The 18,496-nt window shown below is 71.3% G+C and carries 17 protein-coding genes; 11 read left to right on the top strand and 6 right to left on the bottom strand.

Annotated features, from left to right (window positions below; translation table 11 throughout):
* Positions 1–8: 8 nt before the first annotated feature.
* The 3 genes from hutI to ABZS69_RS17325 form a co-directional block, all read right to left on the bottom strand.
* Positions 9–1,217 carry an imidazolonepropionase gene (gene hutI, locus ABZS69_RS17335; protein ID WP_127930837.1) on the bottom strand — a complete coding sequence of 403 codons (1,209 nt, stop codon included), beginning with the start codon at positions 1,215–1,217 and terminating at the stop codon, positions 9–11.
* A 656-nt stretch (positions 1,218–1,873) separates the two neighbouring features.
* A complete protein-coding gene (gene hflX / locus ABZS69_RS17330) occupies positions 1,874–3,301 on the bottom strand; it encodes a GTPase HflX (RefSeq protein WP_355372809.1) in 1,428 nt (475 codons plus the stop codon).
* A 75-nt stretch (positions 3,302–3,376) separates the two neighbouring features.
* Positions 3,377–4,069: a DUF4097 family beta strand repeat-containing protein gene (locus tag ABZS69_RS17325; RefSeq protein WP_355372806.1), complete on the bottom strand. Its 693-nt coding sequence runs from the start codon at positions 4,067–4,069 to the stop codon at positions 3,377–3,379.
* Between the two features lie 153 nt (positions 4,070–4,222).
* Between ABZS69_RS17325 and aceB the strand changes: the two genes are divergently transcribed.
* The 7 genes from aceB to ABZS69_RS17290 are packed head-to-tail and all read left to right on the top strand — an operon-like array spanning position 4,223 to position 12,583.
* Positions 4,223–5,800, top strand: coding sequence for a malate synthase A (gene aceB / locus ABZS69_RS17320; protein WP_355372803.1), 1,578 nt, complete (start codon positions 4,223–4,225; stop codon positions 5,798–5,800).
* Between the two features lie 27 nt (positions 5,801–5,827).
* Complete coding sequence (locus ABZS69_RS17315) at positions 5,828–7,264, top strand: FAD-linked oxidase C-terminal domain-containing protein (protein ID WP_355373401.1); 1,437 nt, start codon at positions 5,828–5,830, stop codon at positions 7,262–7,264.
* On the top strand, positions 7,264–8,439 hold the full coding sequence (locus ABZS69_RS17310; RefSeq protein ID WP_355372801.1) for an FAD-binding oxidoreductase: 1,176 nt from the start codon (positions 7,264–7,266) through the stop codon (positions 8,437–8,439). Before ABZS69_RS17315 ends, ABZS69_RS17310 begins: the two co-directional genes overlap by 1 nt.
* Positions 8,439–9,641, top strand: a complete 1,203-nt coding sequence (locus ABZS69_RS17305; protein ID WP_355372799.1) for a heterodisulfide reductase-related iron-sulfur binding cluster — start codon at positions 8,439–8,441, stop codon at positions 9,639–9,641. Before ABZS69_RS17310 ends, ABZS69_RS17305 begins: the two co-directional genes overlap by 1 nt.
* A complete protein-coding gene (locus ABZS69_RS17300) occupies positions 9,638–10,390 on the top strand; it encodes an IclR family transcriptional regulator (protein WP_355372796.1) in 753 nt (250 codons plus the stop codon). The genes ABZS69_RS17305 and ABZS69_RS17300 overlap by 4 nt, the downstream gene beginning before the upstream one ends.
* Positions 10,391–10,410: 20 nt before the next feature.
* On the top strand, positions 10,411–10,623 hold the full coding sequence (locus tag ABZS69_RS17295) for a DUF2277 domain-containing protein (protein WP_355372794.1): 213 nt from the start codon (positions 10,411–10,413) through the stop codon (positions 10,621–10,623).
* A 58-nt stretch (positions 10,624–10,681) separates the two neighbouring features.
* Positions 10,682–12,583, top strand: coding sequence for a hypothetical protein (locus ABZS69_RS17290; protein WP_355372791.1), 1,902 nt, complete (start codon positions 10,682–10,684; stop codon positions 12,581–12,583).
* A gap of 1 nt (position 12,584) precedes the next feature.
* On the opposite strand, the gene ABZS69_RS17285 is transcribed toward ABZS69_RS17290, so the two are convergent.
* Entirely contained in the window at positions 12,585–13,571 is a 987-nt protein-coding gene (locus ABZS69_RS17285; RefSeq protein WP_355372788.1) for a helix-turn-helix domain-containing protein, read from the bottom strand.
* Positions 13,572–13,697: 126 nt separating this feature from the next.
* Here ABZS69_RS17285 and ABZS69_RS17280 point away from each other — a divergent pair, with 126 nt between their 5' ends.
* The 4 genes from ABZS69_RS17280 (at position 13,698) to ABZS69_RS17265 (ending at position 16,769) form a co-directional block, all read left to right on the top strand.
* On the top strand, positions 13,698–14,039 hold the full coding sequence (locus ABZS69_RS17280; RefSeq protein ID WP_355372786.1) for an FAD-dependent oxidoreductase: 342 nt from the start codon (positions 13,698–13,700) through the stop codon (positions 14,037–14,039).
* 823 nt (positions 14,040–14,862) lie between these two features.
* Complete coding sequence (locus ABZS69_RS17275; RefSeq protein WP_355372783.1) at positions 14,863–15,177, top strand: glycine cleavage T C-terminal barrel domain-containing protein; 315 nt, start codon at positions 14,863–14,865, stop codon at positions 15,175–15,177.
* 80 nt (positions 15,178–15,257) lie between these two features.
* Positions 15,258–15,938: an HNH endonuclease family protein gene (locus ABZS69_RS17270; RefSeq protein ID WP_355372780.1), complete on the top strand. Its 681-nt coding sequence runs from the start codon at positions 15,258–15,260 to the stop codon at positions 15,936–15,938.
* 66 nt (positions 15,939–16,004) lie between these two features.
* On the top strand, positions 16,005–16,769 hold the full coding sequence (locus ABZS69_RS17265) for an endonuclease/exonuclease/phosphatase family protein (protein WP_355372777.1): 765 nt from the start codon (positions 16,005–16,007) through the stop codon (positions 16,767–16,769).
* A gap of 61 nt (positions 16,770–16,830) precedes the next feature.
* Here the strand turns inward: ABZS69_RS17265 and ABZS69_RS17260 are convergent, their stop codons facing one another.
* Both ABZS69_RS17260 and ABZS69_RS17255 read right to left on the bottom strand, forming a co-directional pair.
* Positions 16,831–17,217: a PepSY domain-containing protein gene (locus ABZS69_RS17260; RefSeq protein ID WP_355372775.1), complete on the bottom strand. Its 387-nt coding sequence runs from the start codon at positions 17,215–17,217 to the stop codon at positions 16,831–16,833.
* 35 nt (positions 17,218–17,252) lie between these two features.
* Positions 17,253–18,491, bottom strand: coding sequence for a HAMP domain-containing sensor histidine kinase (locus tag ABZS69_RS17255; RefSeq protein WP_355372772.1), 1,239 nt, complete (start codon positions 18,489–18,491; stop codon positions 17,253–17,255).
* Between the last annotated feature and the right edge of the window lie 5 nt (positions 18,492–18,496).

Raw genomic sequence — 18,496 nt, 5'->3', positions numbered from 1 at the left:
GAGAGTAACTACTGGACCGGAGTCCCACCCCGCCACACGCGGCGCGGCTTGAGACCGAAGGACCAGGCGAAGGCGCCCTCGTGGTCGGCGTCCCACTGCACGATGTCCGCCAGCCGGCCCGGGGCCAGGACGCCGCGGTCGGGAGCGCCCAGGACGGTGGCACCGCCGAGGGTGGCCGCGCGCAGGGCGTCGTTGACGCTCATCCCGAACGCCGACACCGCCATGGCGATCACCAGGGACATCGAGGTGATGCCGCAGTAGCCCGGGTTGTGGTCGCTGCCGAGGGCGATCTGGACGCCGTGCTTGATCATCTGGCGGACCGGCGGGAGGTGGCCGCGCTGCAGGGCCGTGGCCGGGCAGACGACGGCGGGCACGCCGTAGCGGGACATGATCGCGATGTCCTCGTCCGACATGTGGTGCAGCCCGTCGGCGGAGGCGCAGCCGAGCTCGGCGGCCAGCTGGACGGCGCCGCGGCGGCTGAAGAGGCCGGCGTGGATGCGCGGCAGGAGCCCGACGTTGCGGCCGGAGGCCAGCACCCAGCGGGACTCCTCGGTGGTGAAGTGACCCTCGTCGCAGTAGACGTCGACGCTGTCGGCGCCCGCCGCGGCGGCGTCGGCGCACCAGGCGCCCACGGCCTCGACGTATTCGCGCTGGCGGCCGAAGTATTCGGGCGGCACGACGTGCGCCGCCAGGAACGTGACGTGCACCCGCGGCATCATCGGCTCCTTCTCCAGCTCGCGCAGGAGCCGCACGTCGGCCAGCTCGCCGTCGCGGGTGAGGTGGTAGCCGGTCTTGGCCTCGACCGTGGTGGTGCCGCTGAGCAGCCAGCCCCGCAGCCGCTCGCGCACGCCGTTGCAGAGGGTCCACGGGTCGGTGCCGCGGGTCACGGTGACCGTGGAGCCCACGCCGCCGCCCGCCGCGGTGATCGAGGCGGCGCTGGAGCCGCCGGTGCGGATGGCCAGCTCGGCGTAGCGGTTGCCGGCGTAGACGGGGTGGGTGTGGGCGTCGATGAGACCGGGCGTGACGAGGGCGCCGCCGAGGTTTTCGACGTGGTCGACGTCGACGATGTCGTCGACGACCCCGGGGACGCTCTGCGGGAGGTCGGGCGCGCGCCCGACCCACGCGATGCGGTCGTTGTGCACGAGGATGGCGGCGTTGCTGAGGACCTCGTTGCCGGTCCAGAGGCGGCCGATGTTGGTCAGCAGTCGAACGGTCACCGCATCACCGCCCTGCGTGAGCCCCCGCCCGCGCGCTGGCATGGGCGCAGCGCACAGCTCAGGGGCTGTGCCGCGCCCACTGAGTCCGCTCCGGGTCCGGACGACATGGGGGGTCTCCTGCTCTCATCCGCATCGTGTTGTGCGGTGACCGTATCGCCAGAGTCATGATCCGGCGATTTCAGTTCAGTTACGTTATTTCACAGCTGGGCTTGCTGTACAGGGTTATTCGGAAGAAAGACCACTGATCCCAACCGTCACCCAGCCCCACCTCGTCCCCAAGGCCCCCGTTGACGACTTTGATACCAAGAGTCATCATCCGAAACCCAGACCCAAACCTAGAAACCCGACCACGTAAGGGGTCTGGCCGATTCTAGCAACCTCAGGGTTCGGGGACCACTGCCGCTTTTGGGTAGCCATGCGTGCTTTGCGGCGAGGGCCACTCCGCTACGTACCGTCCGCCGCCGGCGTTCCAGCCTGCCACAGGCCGCCGTCGCGCCCGACCCGTGACATCGTTCGCCGACCGTCACGGCAGACCCGTCCGCACCCCTTCCGGGGCACCGCAGACCCGCCTGAACGTGCTCGGCCGGGCGACCCCACCGTATCGCGCGAGTGGGGGCCGCCCGGCCGCAACGGCGAAACCGGGGGTGACCGGAGGGTTAGGAGACCCGCTCCACGGGCTTGCCGACCCGCTCGAGCTCCTGCCACAGGCTGGGCAGCACCCGGGCGTGCAGGACCGTGCCGTCCTCCACGTGGTCCATGGAGAGCACCTCGCCCTCCTTGTGGGCCCTGGAGATCAGGTCTCCCCTGTCGTACGGCACCAGCAGGTGGATCTCGTGGTCCAGCCGGGGCAGCTCGCGTTCGATGACCGCCATCAGCTCGGGGATGCCGCGGCCGGTCCGCGCCGAGACCACGACGCAGTCGCGCTCGCGCCGCATGATCCGGTCGATCACGTCCTGCTCGGCCGCGTCGGCCTTGTTGATCACGACGACCTCGCGGATGTCGGCGGCGCCCTCGATGTCGGCCAGCACCTCGCGCACGGCGGCCAGCTGGCCCTCCGGGTCGGGGTGCGAGCCGTCCACCACGTGCAGGATCAGGTCGGCGTCCGCGACCTCCTCCAGCGTCGAGCGGAACGCCTCGACGAGCTGGTGCGGCAGGTGCCGCACGAAGCCCACGGTGTCGGCGATCGTGAAGAGCCGGCCTTCGGCCGTGCGCGCGCGGCGCACGGTCGGGTCGAGGGTGGCGAACAGCGCGTCCTCCACCAGCACCCCGGCTCCCGTGATGCGGTTGAGCAGCGAGGACTTGCCCGCGTTGGTGTAGCCGGCGATGGCCACGGCGGGGACCTCGCGCCGCTGGCGCTGGTAGCGCATGGTGTCGCGCGAGGTGGACATGCCGCTGATCTGCCGGCGCAGCTTGGCCATGCGCTCGCGGATGCGGCGGCGGTCCAGCTCGATCTTGGTCTCACCGGGGCCGCGGCCGCCGATGCCGACGCCGCCCGCGGCGCGACCGCCGACCTGCCTGGACAGGTTGCCACCCCAGCCGCGCAGGCGGGGCAGCAGGTATTGGAGCTGCGCCAGCTCGACCTGGGCCTTGCCCTCGCGGCTCTTGGCGTGCTGGGCGAAGATGTCGAGGATCAGCGCGGTGCGGTCGATGACCTTGACCTTGACCGTCTCCTCGAGCTGGCGGAGCTGACCGGGGGTCAGCTCGCCGTCGCAGATCACGGTGTCGGCGCCGGTCGACTCGACCACGTCGCGCAGCTCAAGCGCCTTGCCCGAGCCGATGTAGGTGGCCGGATCCGGCTTCTGGCGACGCTGGACGAGCCCGTCGAGCACCTGGGACCCGGCCGTCTCGGCCAGGAGCTTGAGCTCCAGCAGGGAGTTTTCCGCGTCGTCCACTGTGCCTGACGTCCAGACGCCGACGAGGACGACCCGCTCCAGCCGCAGCTGCCGGTACTCGACCTCGGAGACATCCTGGAGTTCGGTGGAGAGGCCCGCCACGCGGCGCAGCGCCTGGCGCTCCTCGAGGTCCATGTCGCCGGTCTCGAACTCGTCGAGGTCGAGCGCGGTGTAATCGTGCATTCGTGTCATCTCTATTAGGGAACGTCTGGACACACCGGTGTCTTCCCACGATGGTGGCACGACATCCCGGCCACAATCACCCCGTTATCCGGCGGACACCGTGACGTTGCCGGATCCGGCCTCGAGCGAGATCTTGTGCGGCGAGGAGCTGTCCTTCCTGACCGTGACGTCGGTGTCACCGGATCCCACCCGGGTGTCCACGTCGTAGGCCCCGTCGGGCACGCGCAGCACGATGTCCCCGGAGCCGGCCTTCAGGGCGGCGCTGTCGGGCACAGCGGTGTACTTGAGCTCGATGTTCCCGGACCCCGCCTCCGCGACGACCTTCTTGCCCGCCAGCTCCGCGGCGTCGAGGTCGCCGGAGCCGACGTGTACGCCGAGCTCCCCGGTCAGGCCCCTGAGCGTGATGTTGCCCGAGCCGTTGTCCAGGTCGACGGTCAGCCCCTTGGGGATCTCGATCTTGTAGTCGACGCTGCAGCTGCCCAGGCTCGACGGGCAGTCGTACGAGAGGCGCAGCGCGTCGCCCTCGACGCTGTGCTCCGGCTTCGGCTTGTCGTCGCCGCGCCAGCGCAGCGTCTCGGTGACGCGTACGGCGCTGCCGCCGGTCTCGGTCACCTCGGTATCGCCCGCGCCGCTCTTGACCTGCAGCCTGGCGACCTTGTCCGTCACCTCGTACGACGCGGTCTCCTCGCTGCTCGGGCCGGCGATGCTCGCCATCCCGCACCCCGTCAACATCAGCGCGGAGGCCAGCAGCCCGCCCGCGATCGCGATGGTCTTCATGCCCCCAATCCTGTCCGGGAAGAACCCCGGCCACATCGGGGATGCCCCCGACGACTCCCCGAAGCGACCCCAACCTTTGACCCGGGACTACCAGGGGAGTAGTTTCACTTCCACAATCCAGAAGTCGTTTTCCACGAAGCGGAAAGGCACCCCATGGAGATCACCGGCCCGATGCTCGACCGGTTCGACGAGATCCTCACTCCGGAGGCGCTCGATTTCGTGGCGACTCTCCAGCGGGAGTTCGGCGCCAGGCGGCTGGAGCTGCTGGCGGCCCGCCAGTCGCGGCAGGCGGAGCTGTCCGCGGGCGGCCTGCTCGACTTCCTGCCGGAGACGAAGGGGATCAGGGAGGCCGACTGGCAGGTCGCGCCCCCCGCGCCCGGCCTGGAGGACCGCCGGGTGGAGATCACCGGCCCGGTCGACAAGAAGATGACCATCAACGCGCTCAACTCCGGAGCCAAGGTCTGGCTGGCCGACTTCGAGGACGCCAACTCGCCGCTCTGGGAGAACTGCGTGAGCGGCCATCTCAACCTGCGCGACGCGCTCGACCGCACGATCGACTTCGAGACCGGCGGCAAGTCGTACGCGCTGGGGCCCGACGACGAGCTGGCCACGGTCGTCGTGCGCCCGCGCGGCTGGCACCTGGACGAGAAGCACGCGCAGGTGGACGGGCAGCCGGTCTCGGGCTCGCTGTTCGACTTCGGGCTCTACTTCTTCCACTGCGCCCAGCGGCAGATCGACAAGGGCAAGGGCCCGTACTTCTACCTGCCCAAGATGGAGTCCCACCTGGAGGCGCGGCTCTGGAACGACGTGTTCACCAGGGCTCAGGAGCTCCTCGGCATCCCGCACGGCACGATCAGGGCGACCGTCCTCATCGAGACCTACCCGGCCGCGTTCGAGATGGAGGAGATCCTGTACGAGCTCCGCGACCACTCGGCGGGCCTCAACGCGGGCCGCTGGGACTACCTGTTCAGCGTGATCAAGAAGTTCCGGACCCGTGGCCGCGAGTTCCTGCTGCCCGAGCGGAACGCGGTCACGATGACGGCCCCGTTCATGCGCGCGTACACCGAGCTGCTGGTGCGCACCTGCCACAAGCGCGGCGCGCACGCCATCGGCGGCATGGCGGCCTTCATCCCCTCGCGGCGCGACCCCGAGGTTAACGCCGTGGCGCTGGAGAAGGTGCGGGCGGACAAGACGCGCGAGTCGGGCGACGGGTTCGACGGTTCGTGGGTGGCGCACCCCGACCTGGTGCCGGTGTGCCGCGAGGTGTTCGACGGCGTGCTGGGGTCGCGGCCCAACCAGCTCGACCGGCTGCGCGAGGACGTCAACGTGAGCGCCGCCGAGCTGCTGGCCGTCTCCGAGACGCCCGGCGAGATCACCGAGACCGGGCTGCGCAACAACGTGGACGTGGCCCTGCGCTACCTCGCCGCCTGGATGGGCGGCCTGGGCGCGGTGGCGATCCACAACCTCATGGAGGACGCCGCGACCGCCGAGATCTCGCGCTCGCAGATCTGGCAGTGGATCCACAACGACATCACGCTCGCCGACACGGGCGCCCAGGTGACGAAGGAACTGGTGGAGCGGATCATCGCGGAGGAGCTCGCCAGGATCGCCGAGGAGCCCGGCCACGACGAGAAGCTGTACGGTCAGGCGACCGCGCTGTTCAAGGAGGTTGCGCTGGACGACGACTTCGCCGAGTTCCTGACGCTTCCCGCCTATGCTCGAATGCCGTAGAACTAGGAAAAAGAGGGGGATCGGGTGCTGGAAACGCTGACGGCGGCCCTGCGCTCGCTGCTGCCCCATGACTCGGTGATCACCGATCCGGTACGCCTGCGCACGTACGAGTGCGACGGCCTCACCTACCACCGGGCGACGCCCGGCGTGGTCGTGCTGCCCGACACGGCCGAGCAGGTCGCCCGCGTGGTCCGCGTGTGCAACGACTTCGGCGTGCCCTTCGTGGCCAGGGGCTCGGGCACCGGCCTTTCGGGGGGCGCGCTCCCCCGCGAGGACGGCGTGCTCATCGTCACCTCCAAGATGCGCAGGATCCTGGAGATCGACCTGGACAACCGCCGGGCGGTCGTCGAGCCCGGCGTCACCAACCTGGCCATCACCGAGGCCGTGCGCGACCGGGGCTACTACTACGCGCCCGACCCCTCCAGCCAGCAGGTCTGCTCCATCGGCGGCAACGTCGCGGAGAACTCCGGCGGCGCCCACTGCCTCAAGTACGGCTTCACGGTCAACCACGTCGAGGCCTGCGAGATCGTCACCCCCGACGGCGACCTGGTCACGCTCGACCGCATGGACCCCGGCTACGACCTGCTGGGTGCGTTCATCGGCTCCGAGGGCACGCTGGGCATCGCCACCAAGATCACGGTTCGCCTCTGCCGCGCGCCGGAGGCCGTGACCACGGTGCTGGCGGCGTTCGAGAGCATCGAGCAGGGCGGCCAGGCGGTCTCGGCGATCATCGGCGCGGGCATCGTGCCGGCCGCGATCGAGATGATGGACGCGCTCGCCATCGAGGCGGCCGAGGCGGCGGTGGCCTGCCGCTACCCCGAAGGCGCGGGCGCCGTGCTGATCGTGGAGCTGGACGGCCCGGCGGCGGAGGTCGAGCGGCAGTTCGCGCAGCTCACGGAGATCTGCTCGGGCGCGTTCGAGCTGCGGGTGGCCGCCGACCCGGCCGAGCGGGCGGCGATCTGGAAGGGCCGCAAGTCCGCGTTCGCCGCCGTCGGGCGCATCAGCCCGGCCTACATCGTGCAGGACGGCGTGGTGCCGCGCACGTCCCTGCCCGGGGTGCTGGCCGCCATCGACCGGCTCTCGCACGAGCACGGCATCAGGGTGGCGAACGTCTTCCACGCCGGGGACGGCAACCTGCACCCGCTCGTGCTGTTCGACGACGCGGAGCCGGGGGCCGGCGAGCGGGCCGAGGTGGTCTCCGGGGCGATCCTCGACCTGTGCATCGAACACGGCGGCTCGATCACGGGCGAGCACGGGGTCGGGGTGGATAAATCCCGCTATATGCCGAAGATGTTCAGCGCGGACGACCTGGACACCATGCAGCTCGTCCGGTGCGCGTTCGACCCCCGGGGCCTGTCGAACCCGGGCAAGGTGTTCCCCACGCCGCGCCTGTGCGGCGAGGTGCCGGGAGTGCGCAAGGGCGTGCACCCGCTGGTGGAGTCGGGGAAGGCGGAGCAGTTCTGATGCTGGCCGACACGGGGGTGACCATCAGGCAGGCGGACGCCGACGACGCCGTCAACGGCGTGCTGCCCCGCTGGGTCGCCCTCCCCGAGACGGTCGGGGAGATCTCGGCCGTGCTGCGGGCCTGCGCCGAGAAAGACCTGGCGGCAGTGCCCGCGGGCGGCGGCACGAAGCTGCACTGGGGCGCCCCGCCCGAGCGCTGCGACGTGCTCATCGACCTGTGCTGCATGAACTCCCTCGTCGAGCACGCCGCCGGCGACCTCGTGGTGCGCGCGCAGGCCGGGCTGACCATGGACGCGCTGGCCGCCGAGCTCGCCGAGAAGGGCCAGGAGCTGGCGCTCGATCCGCCGTTCACGGAGCACACGACGGTCGGCGGCACGCTCGCCACCGCCACGGCCGGCCCGCGCGCCTTCCGCTACGGCACCGCCCGCGACCTGCTCATCGGCATCACGGTCGTGCTGCCCGACGGCACGATCGCCAAGTCCGGCGGCCGGGTGGTCAAGAACGTCGCCGGCTACGACCTCGGCAAGCTCTTCACCGGCTCCCAGGGCACGCTCGGCGTGATCGCGGAGGCCACGTTCCGGCTGCACCCGCTGCCCGCGGACCGGCGCTGGCTCGTGGCGGTCACCGAGCCCTCGGACGACGTGCTGCTCCGGCTGGCCGCCTCCCAGGCCGAGCCGTCCGCCGTGGAGATCGACTGCCCCGACGGCAAAGAGGCGACGGTCGCGGTGCTGGTGGAGGGCTCGGCGGCCGAGCAGCGCGCGCTGGCGCTGCGCGTGGTGCTGGGCGAGGGCACGATCACGGCCGAGGCGCCGGACTGGTGGGGGTTGATCCTCAGGGACGACGTGCTCCTGGAGGTCCGGTTCCCGCCCGCGCGGGCGGCGGGAGCGCTGGCCGCCGCCGGGGAGGCCGGGTTCGCCTTCCGCGGGTCGGCCGCGGCGGGGCGGGCGTACCTGGAGCTCTGGGGCGAGGTCTCGGAGGAGGAGCTGGCGGCGGCCGTCACCCGGCTGCGCGAGCGGTTCGAGGCGCTGGGCGGGCGGGTGAACGTGCTGGCCACGCCGTACGAGGGCGTCGACAGGTGGGGGCAGGTGAGCGGGCTGCCGTTGATGCGGCGGGTCAAGGAACGGTTCGACCCCGGGCGCAGGATGTCGCCGGGCCGGTTCCTGGGAGGGATCTAGTGGACCCTGAGCTGATCAACGACTGCGTGCACTGCGGGTTCTGCCTTCCCACGTGCCCGACGTACGTGCTGTGGGGCGAGGAGATGGACTCGCCGCGCGGCCGCATCCACCTGATGAAGCAGCACGTCGAGGGCACCCCGATCACGCCGGAGATGGCCGGGCACTTCGACGCCTGCCTGGGGTGCATGGCGTGCGTCACGGCCTGCCCGTCCGGCGTCCAGTACGACCGCCTGATCGAGCAGACCAGGGCCGAGGTGGAGCGGGAGCACGCGCGGGATCCGAAGGAGCGGGCCGTGCGCGGGATCGTGTTCAGCCTGTTCCCCTACCCGCGCAGGCTGCGGCTGCTGCGACCGGGGATGTGGCTGGCGGAGCGCCTGGCGCCGTTCCTCGCCAGGGTCCATCCGAGCCTCGGCGCCATGGCCGCGCTCACGCCGCGCGTCGAGCACCGGCAGCGGATGCCGCGCGTCATCAGGGCCAGGGGCGAGCGCAGGGCCGTGGTGGGAATGCTCACCGGGTGCGTGCAGGGCGAGTTCTTCCCCCAGGTGAACGCGGCCACCGCGCGGGTGCTCTCCCTGGAGGGCTGCGACGTGGTCATCCCGGGCGGCCAGGGCTGCTGCGGGGCGCTCAGCGTGCACTCCGGGCGCGACGACCAGGCCAGGCGGCTGGCGCGCCGCACGGTCAGGACGTTCGAGAAGGCCGGGGTCGACACCGTCGTGGTGAACGCGGCCGGCTGCGGCTCGTCGATGAAGGAGTACGGCGAGCTGCTCGGGCGCGAGCCGGGGTTCAGGGTGGTCGATCTGTCGGAATACCTCGCCGAGCTGGGGCCCGTGGCCAAGCGGCACCCGCTGCCGATCACTGTCGCCTACCACGACGCCTGCCACCTGGCCCACGCCCAGGGCGTGCGCGCCCAGCCGCGCGAGCTGCTGAGCGGCATCCCCGACCTGGTGGTCCGCGAGATCCCCGAGTCGGCCATCTGCTGCGGGTCGGCGGGCACGTACAACATCTTCCAGCCCGAGGCCGCCCGCGATCTCGGCGACAGGAAGGCCGCCGCGGTCGCCACGACCGGCGCGGAGCTGCTGGTCTCGGCCAACCCCGGCTGCACGATGCAGATCGCCGCGGCCATGCGGCGCGCCGGCTCGGACATCAGGGTGGCCCACACGGCCGAAGTGCTCGACGCCTCACTGCGCGGGGTCTCCCTATGAGTGTCCAGTCGGTGGAGCGGGCGCTGGACGTGCTGGAGGCGCTGGCCGAGCACGGGGGCGAGGCGGGCCTGTCAGAGATCGCCGCCCGGACCGGCCTGCCGTACGGGACCATCCACCGGCTGCTGCGCACCCTGCTCGCCCGCGGCTACGTGCGGCAGGAATCCGACAAGAGGTACGCCCTGGGCGGCGGCCTCGTACGGCTGGGCGGCATCGCCGAGAGCATGGTGGGCGTGTGGGCGCAGCCGTACCTGACCAAGATGGTCGAGCTGTCCGGCGAGACCGCCAACCTGGCCGTGCTCGAAGGCGACTTCGTCGTCTACGTGGCGCAGGTGCCCTCGCCGCGCAGGCTGCGGATGTTCGCCGAGGTGGGCCGGCGGGTGCTGCCGCACAGCACGGCCGTGGGCAAGGTGCTGCTGGCCGGGCGGCCCCCCGCCGAGGCGGTCGCGGTCTTCGAGCGCACCGGCATGCCCCGCCGCACCCCGAACACGATCACCGACCTGGCGGCCATGCTCACCGAGCTCGATCGCGTCAGGGCCCAGGGATACGCCATGGACCTGGGCGAGGAGGAGCTCGGCGTGCACTGCCTGGCCGTGCCCGTGTGGGACGGCGACCGGGTGGTGGCCGCGATGTCGGTCTCCGGCCCCGCCGAGCGGATCGACGCGATCGACCGCGACGACCTGGCCGAGGGCATGCGCAAGATCGCCCTCGACTTCGGCAACGAGCTCGGCCCGGCGGTCGACGCACCCTGAACGAAGTTACGGTTGGGGGCATGTGTAGAAGCATCAAGACCCTGCGCCCCCCGTACACCGAGAGCGTGACCGAGGAGGACGTGCGAGCGGCGGCGCTGCAGTACGTCAGGAAGATCTCCGGCTTCCGCGCGCCCGCCGCGCACAACGCCGAGGCGTTCGAGCGGGCGGTGGAGACGATCACCAGGGCGTCGGAGGAGCTGCTGGGAGCGCTCCAAGTTCGCGGAACGCGTTGACAGGCACCCGCGGTCGGTGAAGTGTTCCCTCGTGTAGGCCCTGAGCGAGGGAGCTCCCATGATCAGCGGGTTGTACCAGGGACAGGACGGCGACTCGCAGCTGGCGCTCCGGGTCGACGTCGACGGGGCCAGGCCCACCGGGCGGGTGAGCGGCGACCTGTTCACCGTGGCGGGCGCGACGACCTCCTACGCAGGCTCGTTCGTGGTCGACGCCCCCACCGTGCAGGAGTCGCGGATCGAGGGGCGTGGGGTCTTCACGTTCGACACCCCGGTGAGGGATGTGAGCGTGACGATCGACGGCGGGTCGGGCACGGCGGCGGTCGCGGGGCGCACGTACCAGGTGACCTTCGCCTCGCCGTTCTTCCGCAGCGTGCTGCTGGAGCAGGACTCCGTGATCGGCACCGTGCCGTTCGTGTCGTACCAGACCGGTACGCTGCCGGGGCCGGGCGGCTCGCCGGCCAGGGAGCTGAGCGTGCGGGCGGCGTACGCGGAGGCGGGCATCGAGCTGACCCTCGCCCAGCCCGGGGTGATCCCGGTGGACGGGTCGGGCGCGGATCTGGCGTGGGACGACGCCGAGCTGCATCACGCGATGACGCAGCAGTTCAGCGCGTTCGGCGACGTGCCGGCCTGGCGCGTGTGGCTGCTGGTGGCCAGCAAGCACGTGGGCGGCTACCGGGGGATCATGTTCGACTACAACGACGCGCACCAGCGGCAGGGGTCCGCGGTGTTCTACGACGTGATCAAGGGGAGCACGCCGCAGGCGCAGCGGGCGCAGCTGCGTACGTACGTGCACGAGCTCGGGCACGCCTTCAACCTGCTGCACTCCTGGCAGAAGAACCTCGGCACCCCGCCCCAGCCCCTGGGCCCGGACGGCGGCTTCGGCGACCTGTCGTGGATGAACTACGTGCAGAACTACCTCCCGGGAGGCGAGCCGAGCTACTGGCTGGCCTTCCCCTTCCAGTTCACGGACCCGGAGCTCATCCACCTGCGCCACGGCTTCTACCGCGACGTGGCCATGGGCGCGAACGCGTTCGGCACCGGCGCCGCCGAGATCGCCCCGTTCGAGCAGCCCGTCGAGGACCACTCCGGGCTGCGGCTGGAGCTGCGCGCCAAGGAGTCGTTCGAGCTGGGCGAGCCCGTCGTGATCGAGTTCAAGCTGTCCTACGCCGGCGAGCCCCGCGTCACGCACGGACACCTGCACCCCGACACGGAGTTCACCCAGGTGTCGATCACGCGGCCGGGCGGCCGGACCGTGCTGTACCGGCCGATGATGCGGCACTGCGTGGACGCCTCGCCGCAGATCCGGCTGGACGAGGGCAATCCGGCCCTGTACCGCAGCGCGTACATCGGGCACGGCCGCGACGGGCACTACTTCCAGCAGCCCGGCGACTACCAGGTGCGCGCCCAGTACATCGCCGCGGACGGCTCCCGCATCGTCTCCCCCGCGTGCCTGGTCAGGGTGCGCTTCCCGGTCAGCCGCGACGACCACCAGGTGGCCGAGCTGATGCTGGGCGAGGAGCAGGGGCAGCTGTTCTCGCTGCTCGGCTCCGACTCGCCCGCGCTGCGCTCGGGGAACGTGGCCCTCGACGAGGTCATCGACCGCCACGGCTCCCACCCGCTGGCCGTCTACGCCCGCCTGGTCAAGGGGCTGAACGCCGAGCGCGAGTTCAAGGCGGTGACGGCGGGCAAGCGGCTGCGCGTCCGGCCGCCGGATCCCAAGCAGGGCATCGAGCACCTCAGCGAGGTCGTCCGCGACGCGAGCATCGACAACATCACCCTGAACATGGTGATGCGCCGCCTGGCCAGGGCCGAGGCGCGGCAGGGGGATCTGGACCGGGCGAACGCGGTGATGGACCAGATGGTCGCCACGTTCCAGGCCAAGGGGGTGAACCCCATCGTCATGGGGCAGATCCAGCGCCAGGCCGAGCTGACGAAGGTGGCCTTGAGCGCCGAGTCCTAGCTCATTCGAGCAGGCGGTGCTGGGCGGCCAGGAACCCAGCGTGGAAGCGGGTCCTGGCGTCCAGGCGCTCGCACAGCACCTGCACCCGGCGCTGCACCGTGCGCGGGCTGAGCCCCAGTTGCCTGGCGATGGCGTCGTCCTTCATCCCGGCCGCCAGCAGCGCCAGCACCTCCGTGTCGGGCGTCTGCGGCCACACCTCGGGCTCCAGACCGGCCTCGGCGGTCAGGCGGAGCGGCACGGCGGAGCGCCACAGCGTCTCGAACAGCCCCACCAGGGCGTCCAGCAGCGCGGACGGGTGCACCACGAGCGCGCTCTCCACGGCCTGGTCCTCGTCGGAGACCAGGGGCAGGATGGCCGTGCGGGCGTCGGCGATGGCCAGCTTGACCGGCACCTGCCCGAGCCTGGCCTGCTCGCCGTCGGCGATGGCCCGCCGCGTGTGGGCCAGCATGCCGGGGTGCTCGAACGCCTGCGGACCGTAGATGCCGCGGGTGGGCGCCCCCTGGTGGGCCGCCCGTCTGCGATTCTCCCTGTCGTCGCTGACGTCCACCGCGTACGGGGGATGCACCAGCACGAGCATCTCCCGCGTGGCGTTGCGTTCCAGCTGGAGATAGCGGCGGGCCACGGCGTCGCGCCCGCTCACCACCTCCAGCACCTCCTCCGGGTGCGGCCCGCTGCGCTCGGCGACCTCGGTGGCCAGCAGCGCGGCGGCGGCCCTGCTGTGCGTGATCTCCTCCTGGCGGCGCGCGACGAGGATGTCGATGGCGACGTTCGGCGGAGTGGCGATCAGCCGCAGCGGCCGGCCGGCCACCCGGGAGATGAGGCCGAGGTCCTCCAGCCTGGGCAGCATGCGGCGGATGGCCGCGGCGGACGAGCCGGTCTCGGCGGCGAGCTCGCTCAGCGTCGCCGGTCCGTGCCTGAGCAGCGCGCGGTAGGCCGTCTCCTCGGCGACCGTGACGCCGAGCCCCTCCAGCAAGCGGCGCTGCGCCATGTCCCCCCTTTCCGACATGCCATGATCCACGTTCAGGTTAAGGCAGGCTTGTTCGGAGGTGCACCGGGCTTTATCGTCGATGCATATCCGGCACGTGTTGCGCATTAAGGAACAACCGGAGGCGTCATGAGTCGGCCCCGTCTGGTGATCGTAGGTGCCGGGATCGTGGGCTGCGCCCTCGCCGACGAGCTCACCGAGCGCGGGTGGACCGACGTCACGGTGGTGGACCAGGGGCCGCTGTTCGCCGTCGGCGGGTCCAGCTCGCACGCGCCCCGCGGGGTGCGAGTGGGCGATGTGACACCGGGCACGTGCTGCGGTGGGCGTGTGGGGCCGCAAGCGAGGGAGTTGGTGCAGCCGCTCACCGACATGGACCTGTCACCTCAGGGCTTCCGCCACTTCAGCCGCAAGACCGGATATGTCGGGCATGTTCAGGTGCTCGCGATGCGGATGTGCACGTGCAGCGGGTAGGTGCCCCCTCCCGCATGCCGGTGTCGCGCCGGTGCGCACCGCCATCGTGCCCGTCCGGCCGCGATCCACAAGCGTCGACCGTCCGCGCCTATCGGTCGGCCCCGGACCGCGCTGGCATCGCGCCGGAGGCCCTCCAGCATGGTTGAGCTGCGTCCGATCGCCCCCGCTTTCGTGGTAGCCGGCCCGTCCGGTGTCGCCGTCCGTGACCGGCTCAAACACCTCACCGCAGCAGACGAGCAGGTGTTGCGCCTGGTCGGCGCGCACCTGGGCGCGCTGGCCTCCGCCGACCTGAAAACCAGGTGCGCCGACGGGCTGGAGCACTGCGCCGACACCTGGGCAGCCCGCAAGCGCGAGCTGACGGCGCAGTCGTCGGCGCGCTGGGCCGGGGCCATCACCAAAACGTCCCACGATCAGTGGGCGCTGGGCCGCCGCGGCCAGGCCCACCACATCCGCGACCTCCAGGCAGCCATCGCCACGATCACCAGTCGGCTGTCTCTGCCCGTCGGGAAGAAGGGAACCCGCAAGGAGCCGGGCGGATACCGCTCGACGCAGGAATGGTTCGCCAAATCCCGCCGCCTGGGCGTGCTGCAGGATCGACTGAAGCGCCAGCGGGCCGACCAGCAGGCCGGGCGGGTACGCGTGGTGCGGGGAGGCAAACGACTGGCCCGGGCGCGGCACCACCTGGACGCCGCGGGACTCACCCAGGACGGATGGCGGCAGAGGTGGAAGCCGAGCGCTGGTTCCTGGCCGCTGACGGCGAAAGCGGGAAACGCTACGGCAACGAGACCATCCGCACAACCCGTACGAGGCCGGGCTGGGCTTCGTGGTCAGGGAGGACAAGGACTTCATCGGGCGCGACGCCCTGACCGCCGACGTCACGCGCCGGCTGGTGCCGCTGCTCAGCGCCGAGGTGGTCATGGGCAAGGAGCCGGTACGGCACGGCGGCCGGACTGTCGGGTACGTCACGAGCGCGGCCTACGGGCACACGATCCAGCGGCCCATCGCGTACGCCTGGCTGCCGAGCGAGCTCGCCGAACCCGGGACGGATGTCGATATTTCGTACTTCGATCGCCAGGTCCCCGCGACGGTCGCCGCCGAGCCGCTGTTCGACCCGGGAATGGAAAAGATCAGACGTTGACCGCCAGGAGGCGTAGTAAGGCCTTTTATGGGCACTTGACCTAGACTTTACGAAGGTTCGGCGAAGTCTGGGGAGTGGGCGTGGGGCGGCGGGTTCGGGCGTTCATGGCCGGTGTGGCCACGGTGGCGGTACTGGCGGGCTGCGGCGGGCTGCAGGGGCAGTCCTCGGCGGGCACCGACAAGGGGGGCAAGTCCGACTCGGTCTCCGTCTCGGACGCCCGCAAGAAACTCGACAAGTTAACGGTCAAGGGCCGCGCCCCGAAGACCGGGTTCGACCGCGACAAGTTCGGCCCGGCGTGGGCGGACGTCGACCACAACGGGTGCGACACCCGCAACGACATACTCAAGCGGGACCTGGACGACGAGACGTTCAAGGCCGGGACCCACGACTGCATCGTGCTGACCGGCACGCTGCACGACCCGTACAGCGGCAAGACGATCAACTTCAAGCGCGGCCAGGACACCAGCACGGCCGTCCAGATCGACCACGTGATCCCGCTGTCGGACGCCTGGCAGAAGGGCGCGCAGCAGTGGCCGGCGGACAAGCGCAAGGAGTTCGCCAACGACCCGCTGAACCTCATGGCCGTCGACGGCCCGCTGAACGGCCAGAAGAGCGACTCCGACGCGGCCACCTGGCTGCCGCCGCGCAAGGCGTACCGGTGCACCTACATCTCCCGCCAGATCGACGTGAAGACGAAGTACGGCGTCTGGGTGACGTCGGCGGAGAAGGACGCCATGGAGACCATCCTGCAGAGCTGCTGAAGATCTATACGGGCAGTCACGCGGTCCGTAAGATCCGACGGCATGTATGCGACAAAACTCATCAAAATGACCATGGCGGCCGCGGTCACAGTGCTCGCCGCCTCCGCCTTGCCCGCTCCGGCGCACGCCGCGACGAACCTGGTCGTCCTCGACTGGAACATCGCGGGTGACACCGCCAGCATGGAGGCCGTCGCCGCGGTGATCCGCGGCAGCGGCGCCAATATCGTGACCGTCCAGGAGATCCATCGCAAGCCGGACGCCGACCAGGTCAAGCAGTTAGCCGACGAGCTCGGCTGGGACATCACGGCCAACGCCCACTTCGGCGCGGGTGACAACCCCGGCCCCTGCGACGATCCGCAGCCCGGCAAGGCGGGCAACGCGATCCTGTCCTCGTTCAAGATCGTCGAGCGCGTGACGATCCCGCTCACCGACTTCGAGACCTGCCCGGTCAACCGCTCCATGGCCGGGGCCAAGCTCGACCTCGGCGGCGGCTCGACGATCACGGTGTTCACCACCCACCTGTCCCCCGGCCTGTCGGCCACCTCGGTGGCCCGCCGCGAGGCCCAGGCGGACAAGGTGCGCGACTACTTCGGCTCCCGGTCCCAGCTGATCCTCACCGGCGACTTCAACGCGCCGCCCACGGACGCGCTGTCGAAGAAGTTCGTGGCCGCGGGCTGGGTGGACACCGGCGCCAAGTATGCCAACCAGCCGACCCACGGGGACGCCCGCATCGACTACGTGTACACCAAGGGCGTCACCACCACGAGCGGCTCCGTCCTGTCGAGCACCGCGTCCGACCACCGTCCGGTCGTCATGAAGATGACCCGCTGACGCCGGGCACGGCGAAAGGCCCACCGCCGCTCGCGGTGGGCCGGTGGCTGTGGGGAGGCTGTCAGTCGTCGTCGTGACCGTGGTCGTCACGGCCCCCGTGGTCGTCGTCCCTGTCCTTCTGGTGCTTGACGACCTTGCCGGTGGCCGCGTCCACGTCCACCTCGTGGCGCTCCGCGCCCTTGGTCAGCTCGACCTCCCACACGTCGGGCCGCCTGTCCCTGGTCTGGTAGTCGACCTCGCTGACCCAGGCCCCCGCCACCTCCTTGTGCGCGATCTCCATGGCCCGCTCGGCCGTGATCTTGGGCGCGGCGGCCGTGGCCCCGGTGGCGGCGACCGTGATCGTGGGCGCGGCGGTCGTGGACGTGGTGGCGGCGAAGGCGACGCCCCCGCCCGCGACCAGCGCGACGACCCCGGCACCGACGGCGATGAACTTCTTCGTGATCTGCATGACTCCACGAAATCGCGATCTCCGCTAATCGCGCGCTAAGCAGCGGTTAAGACCAGCTCCACCCGTGCGCCGCCCCCTTCGGGCGTGGAGACGGCCAGGCGACCGCCCGAGGACTCGGCGGTACGGCGGGCGATGTCGAGGCCGAGGCCGGTCGAACCGCCCCCGCTGTTCCCCCGTTCCAGCAGCTCCAGGTCGAAGCCGGGCCCTGAGTCCTCGACCGCCAGCACGGCCCCCGACGGGTGCGGCGCGAGCCGTACCGCCATGGAGGCCCCTTCGGGGGTGTGCGCGAAGACGTTGCCGAGCAGGGCGTCCACGCAGGCCGCGAGCTCCTGCGCGCCCACCGCGACGGGCAGCGGCCCGTCGGGCAGCGAGATCGACAGCTCGCGGCACTGATCCTCCGCCAGCACCGACCAGAACCGCACCCGCTCCCCCACCACCGCCGCCGCGTCGCACGACTCGCGCCCTGCCGAGCGGCGCCGCGCCTCCGTGATGACGGCGCTCACCGCCCGCTCCAGGGCGTCCACTCGGGCCTGCACCCGTGCCGCCTCCTCCGGGTCCCGCAGCGACTCGGCGTCCAGCCTGAGGCCGGTCAGCGGGGTACGCAGCCGGTGCGACAGGTCGGCCACCGACTCCCGCTCCGCCACCAGCAGCTCGTCGATCCGCCCCGCGAGCTGGTTGAGCGCCAGCGCCACGGAACGCACCTCGGGCGGCCCGCCCGGCTCCGCCCGAGCCGTCAGGTCGCCCCCGGCCAGCCGGTGGGAGACGCGCGCCAGCCCGTCCACCGGCCGCGTCACGGCCAGCGCCAGCCGGTCCGCCAGGACGATCCCCAGCACCACCAGCGCGAGCCCGAGCACGAGCAGCCCCAGCCACGCCTCGCGCACGCCCTTGGTCAGCTCCGCGTCCAGCACGAACACCCTGATCACGGCCGTGCCCCCGGCCGACTGCGCGGAGACCAGCACCTCCCTGCCGCCGGTGGTCGCGGCGGTGACGCTGCGCCCGGTCGCGGCCAGACGCACCGCGTCGGTACGGGGCGCCGCCGCACCCGCCGTGCGCCCGTCCGGCAGGAACACCGTCACCGGCCGCGGCACCTGCGCCATCGCCAGCTCCAGGTCGGGCGTGCCCACCGCGACCGCCACGGACTCGGCGGCGGCGGTCGCCCTGCCCATCGCGCTGTTCTCGGCCACGGCCCGGATGAGCAGCGCCATCGGCACCAGCAGCGCGATCAGCACGAGGGACGTCGTCGCCGCCACCAGCAACGCCAGCCACCGCCTCACGACCG

This window comes from Nonomuraea sp. NPDC005650 (assembly GCF_040605375.1).
GTDB lineage: Bacteria > Actinomycetota > Actinomycetes > Streptosporangiales > Streptosporangiaceae > Nonomuraea.
The sequence above is the reverse complement of the archived record's forward strand: the minus strand, read 5'-3'. Positions and strand labels throughout refer to the sequence as shown.

What these genes read in the sequence shown, in the direction of transcription:
- hflX (WP_355372809.1), bottom strand. Translation starts at nt 3,301, where the DNA reads ATGACACGAATGCACGATTACACCGCGCTCGACCTCGACGAGTTCGAG.
- ABZS69_RS17285 (WP_355372788.1), bottom strand. Translation starts at nt 13,571, where the DNA reads ATGGCGCAGCGCCGCTTGCTGGAGGGGCTCGGCGTCACGGTCGCCGAG.
- aceB (WP_355372803.1), top strand. Translation starts at nt 4,223, where the DNA reads ATGGAGATCACCGGCCCGATGCTCGACCGGTTCGACGAGATCCTCACT.
- ABZS69_RS17265 (WP_355372777.1), top strand. Translation starts at nt 16,005, where the DNA reads ATGACCATGGCGGCCGCGGTCACAGTGCTCGCCGCCTCCGCCTTGCCC.
- ABZS69_RS17325 (WP_355372806.1), bottom strand. Translation starts at nt 4,069, where the DNA reads ATGAAGACCATCGCGATCGCGGGCGGGCTGCTGGCCTCCGCGCTGATG.
- ABZS69_RS17290 (WP_355372791.1), top strand. Translation starts at nt 10,682, where the DNA reads ATGATCAGCGGGTTGTACCAGGGACAGGACGGCGACTCGCAGCTGGCG.
- ABZS69_RS17295 (WP_355372794.1), top strand. Translation starts at nt 10,411, where the DNA reads ATGTGTAGAAGCATCAAGACCCTGCGCCCCCCGTACACCGAGAGCGTG.
- ABZS69_RS17260 (WP_355372775.1), bottom strand. Translation starts at nt 17,217, where the DNA reads ATGCAGATCACGAAGAAGTTCATCGCCGTCGGTGCCGGGGTCGTCGCG.
- ABZS69_RS17300 (WP_355372796.1), top strand. Translation starts at nt 9,638, where the DNA reads ATGAGTGTCCAGTCGGTGGAGCGGGCGCTGGACGTGCTGGAGGCGCTG.
- ABZS69_RS17280 (WP_355372786.1), top strand. Translation starts at nt 13,698, where the DNA reads ATGAGTCGGCCCCGTCTGGTGATCGTAGGTGCCGGGATCGTGGGCTGC.
- ABZS69_RS17310 (WP_355372801.1), top strand. Translation starts at nt 7,264, where the DNA reads ATGCTGGCCGACACGGGGGTGACCATCAGGCAGGCGGACGCCGACGAC.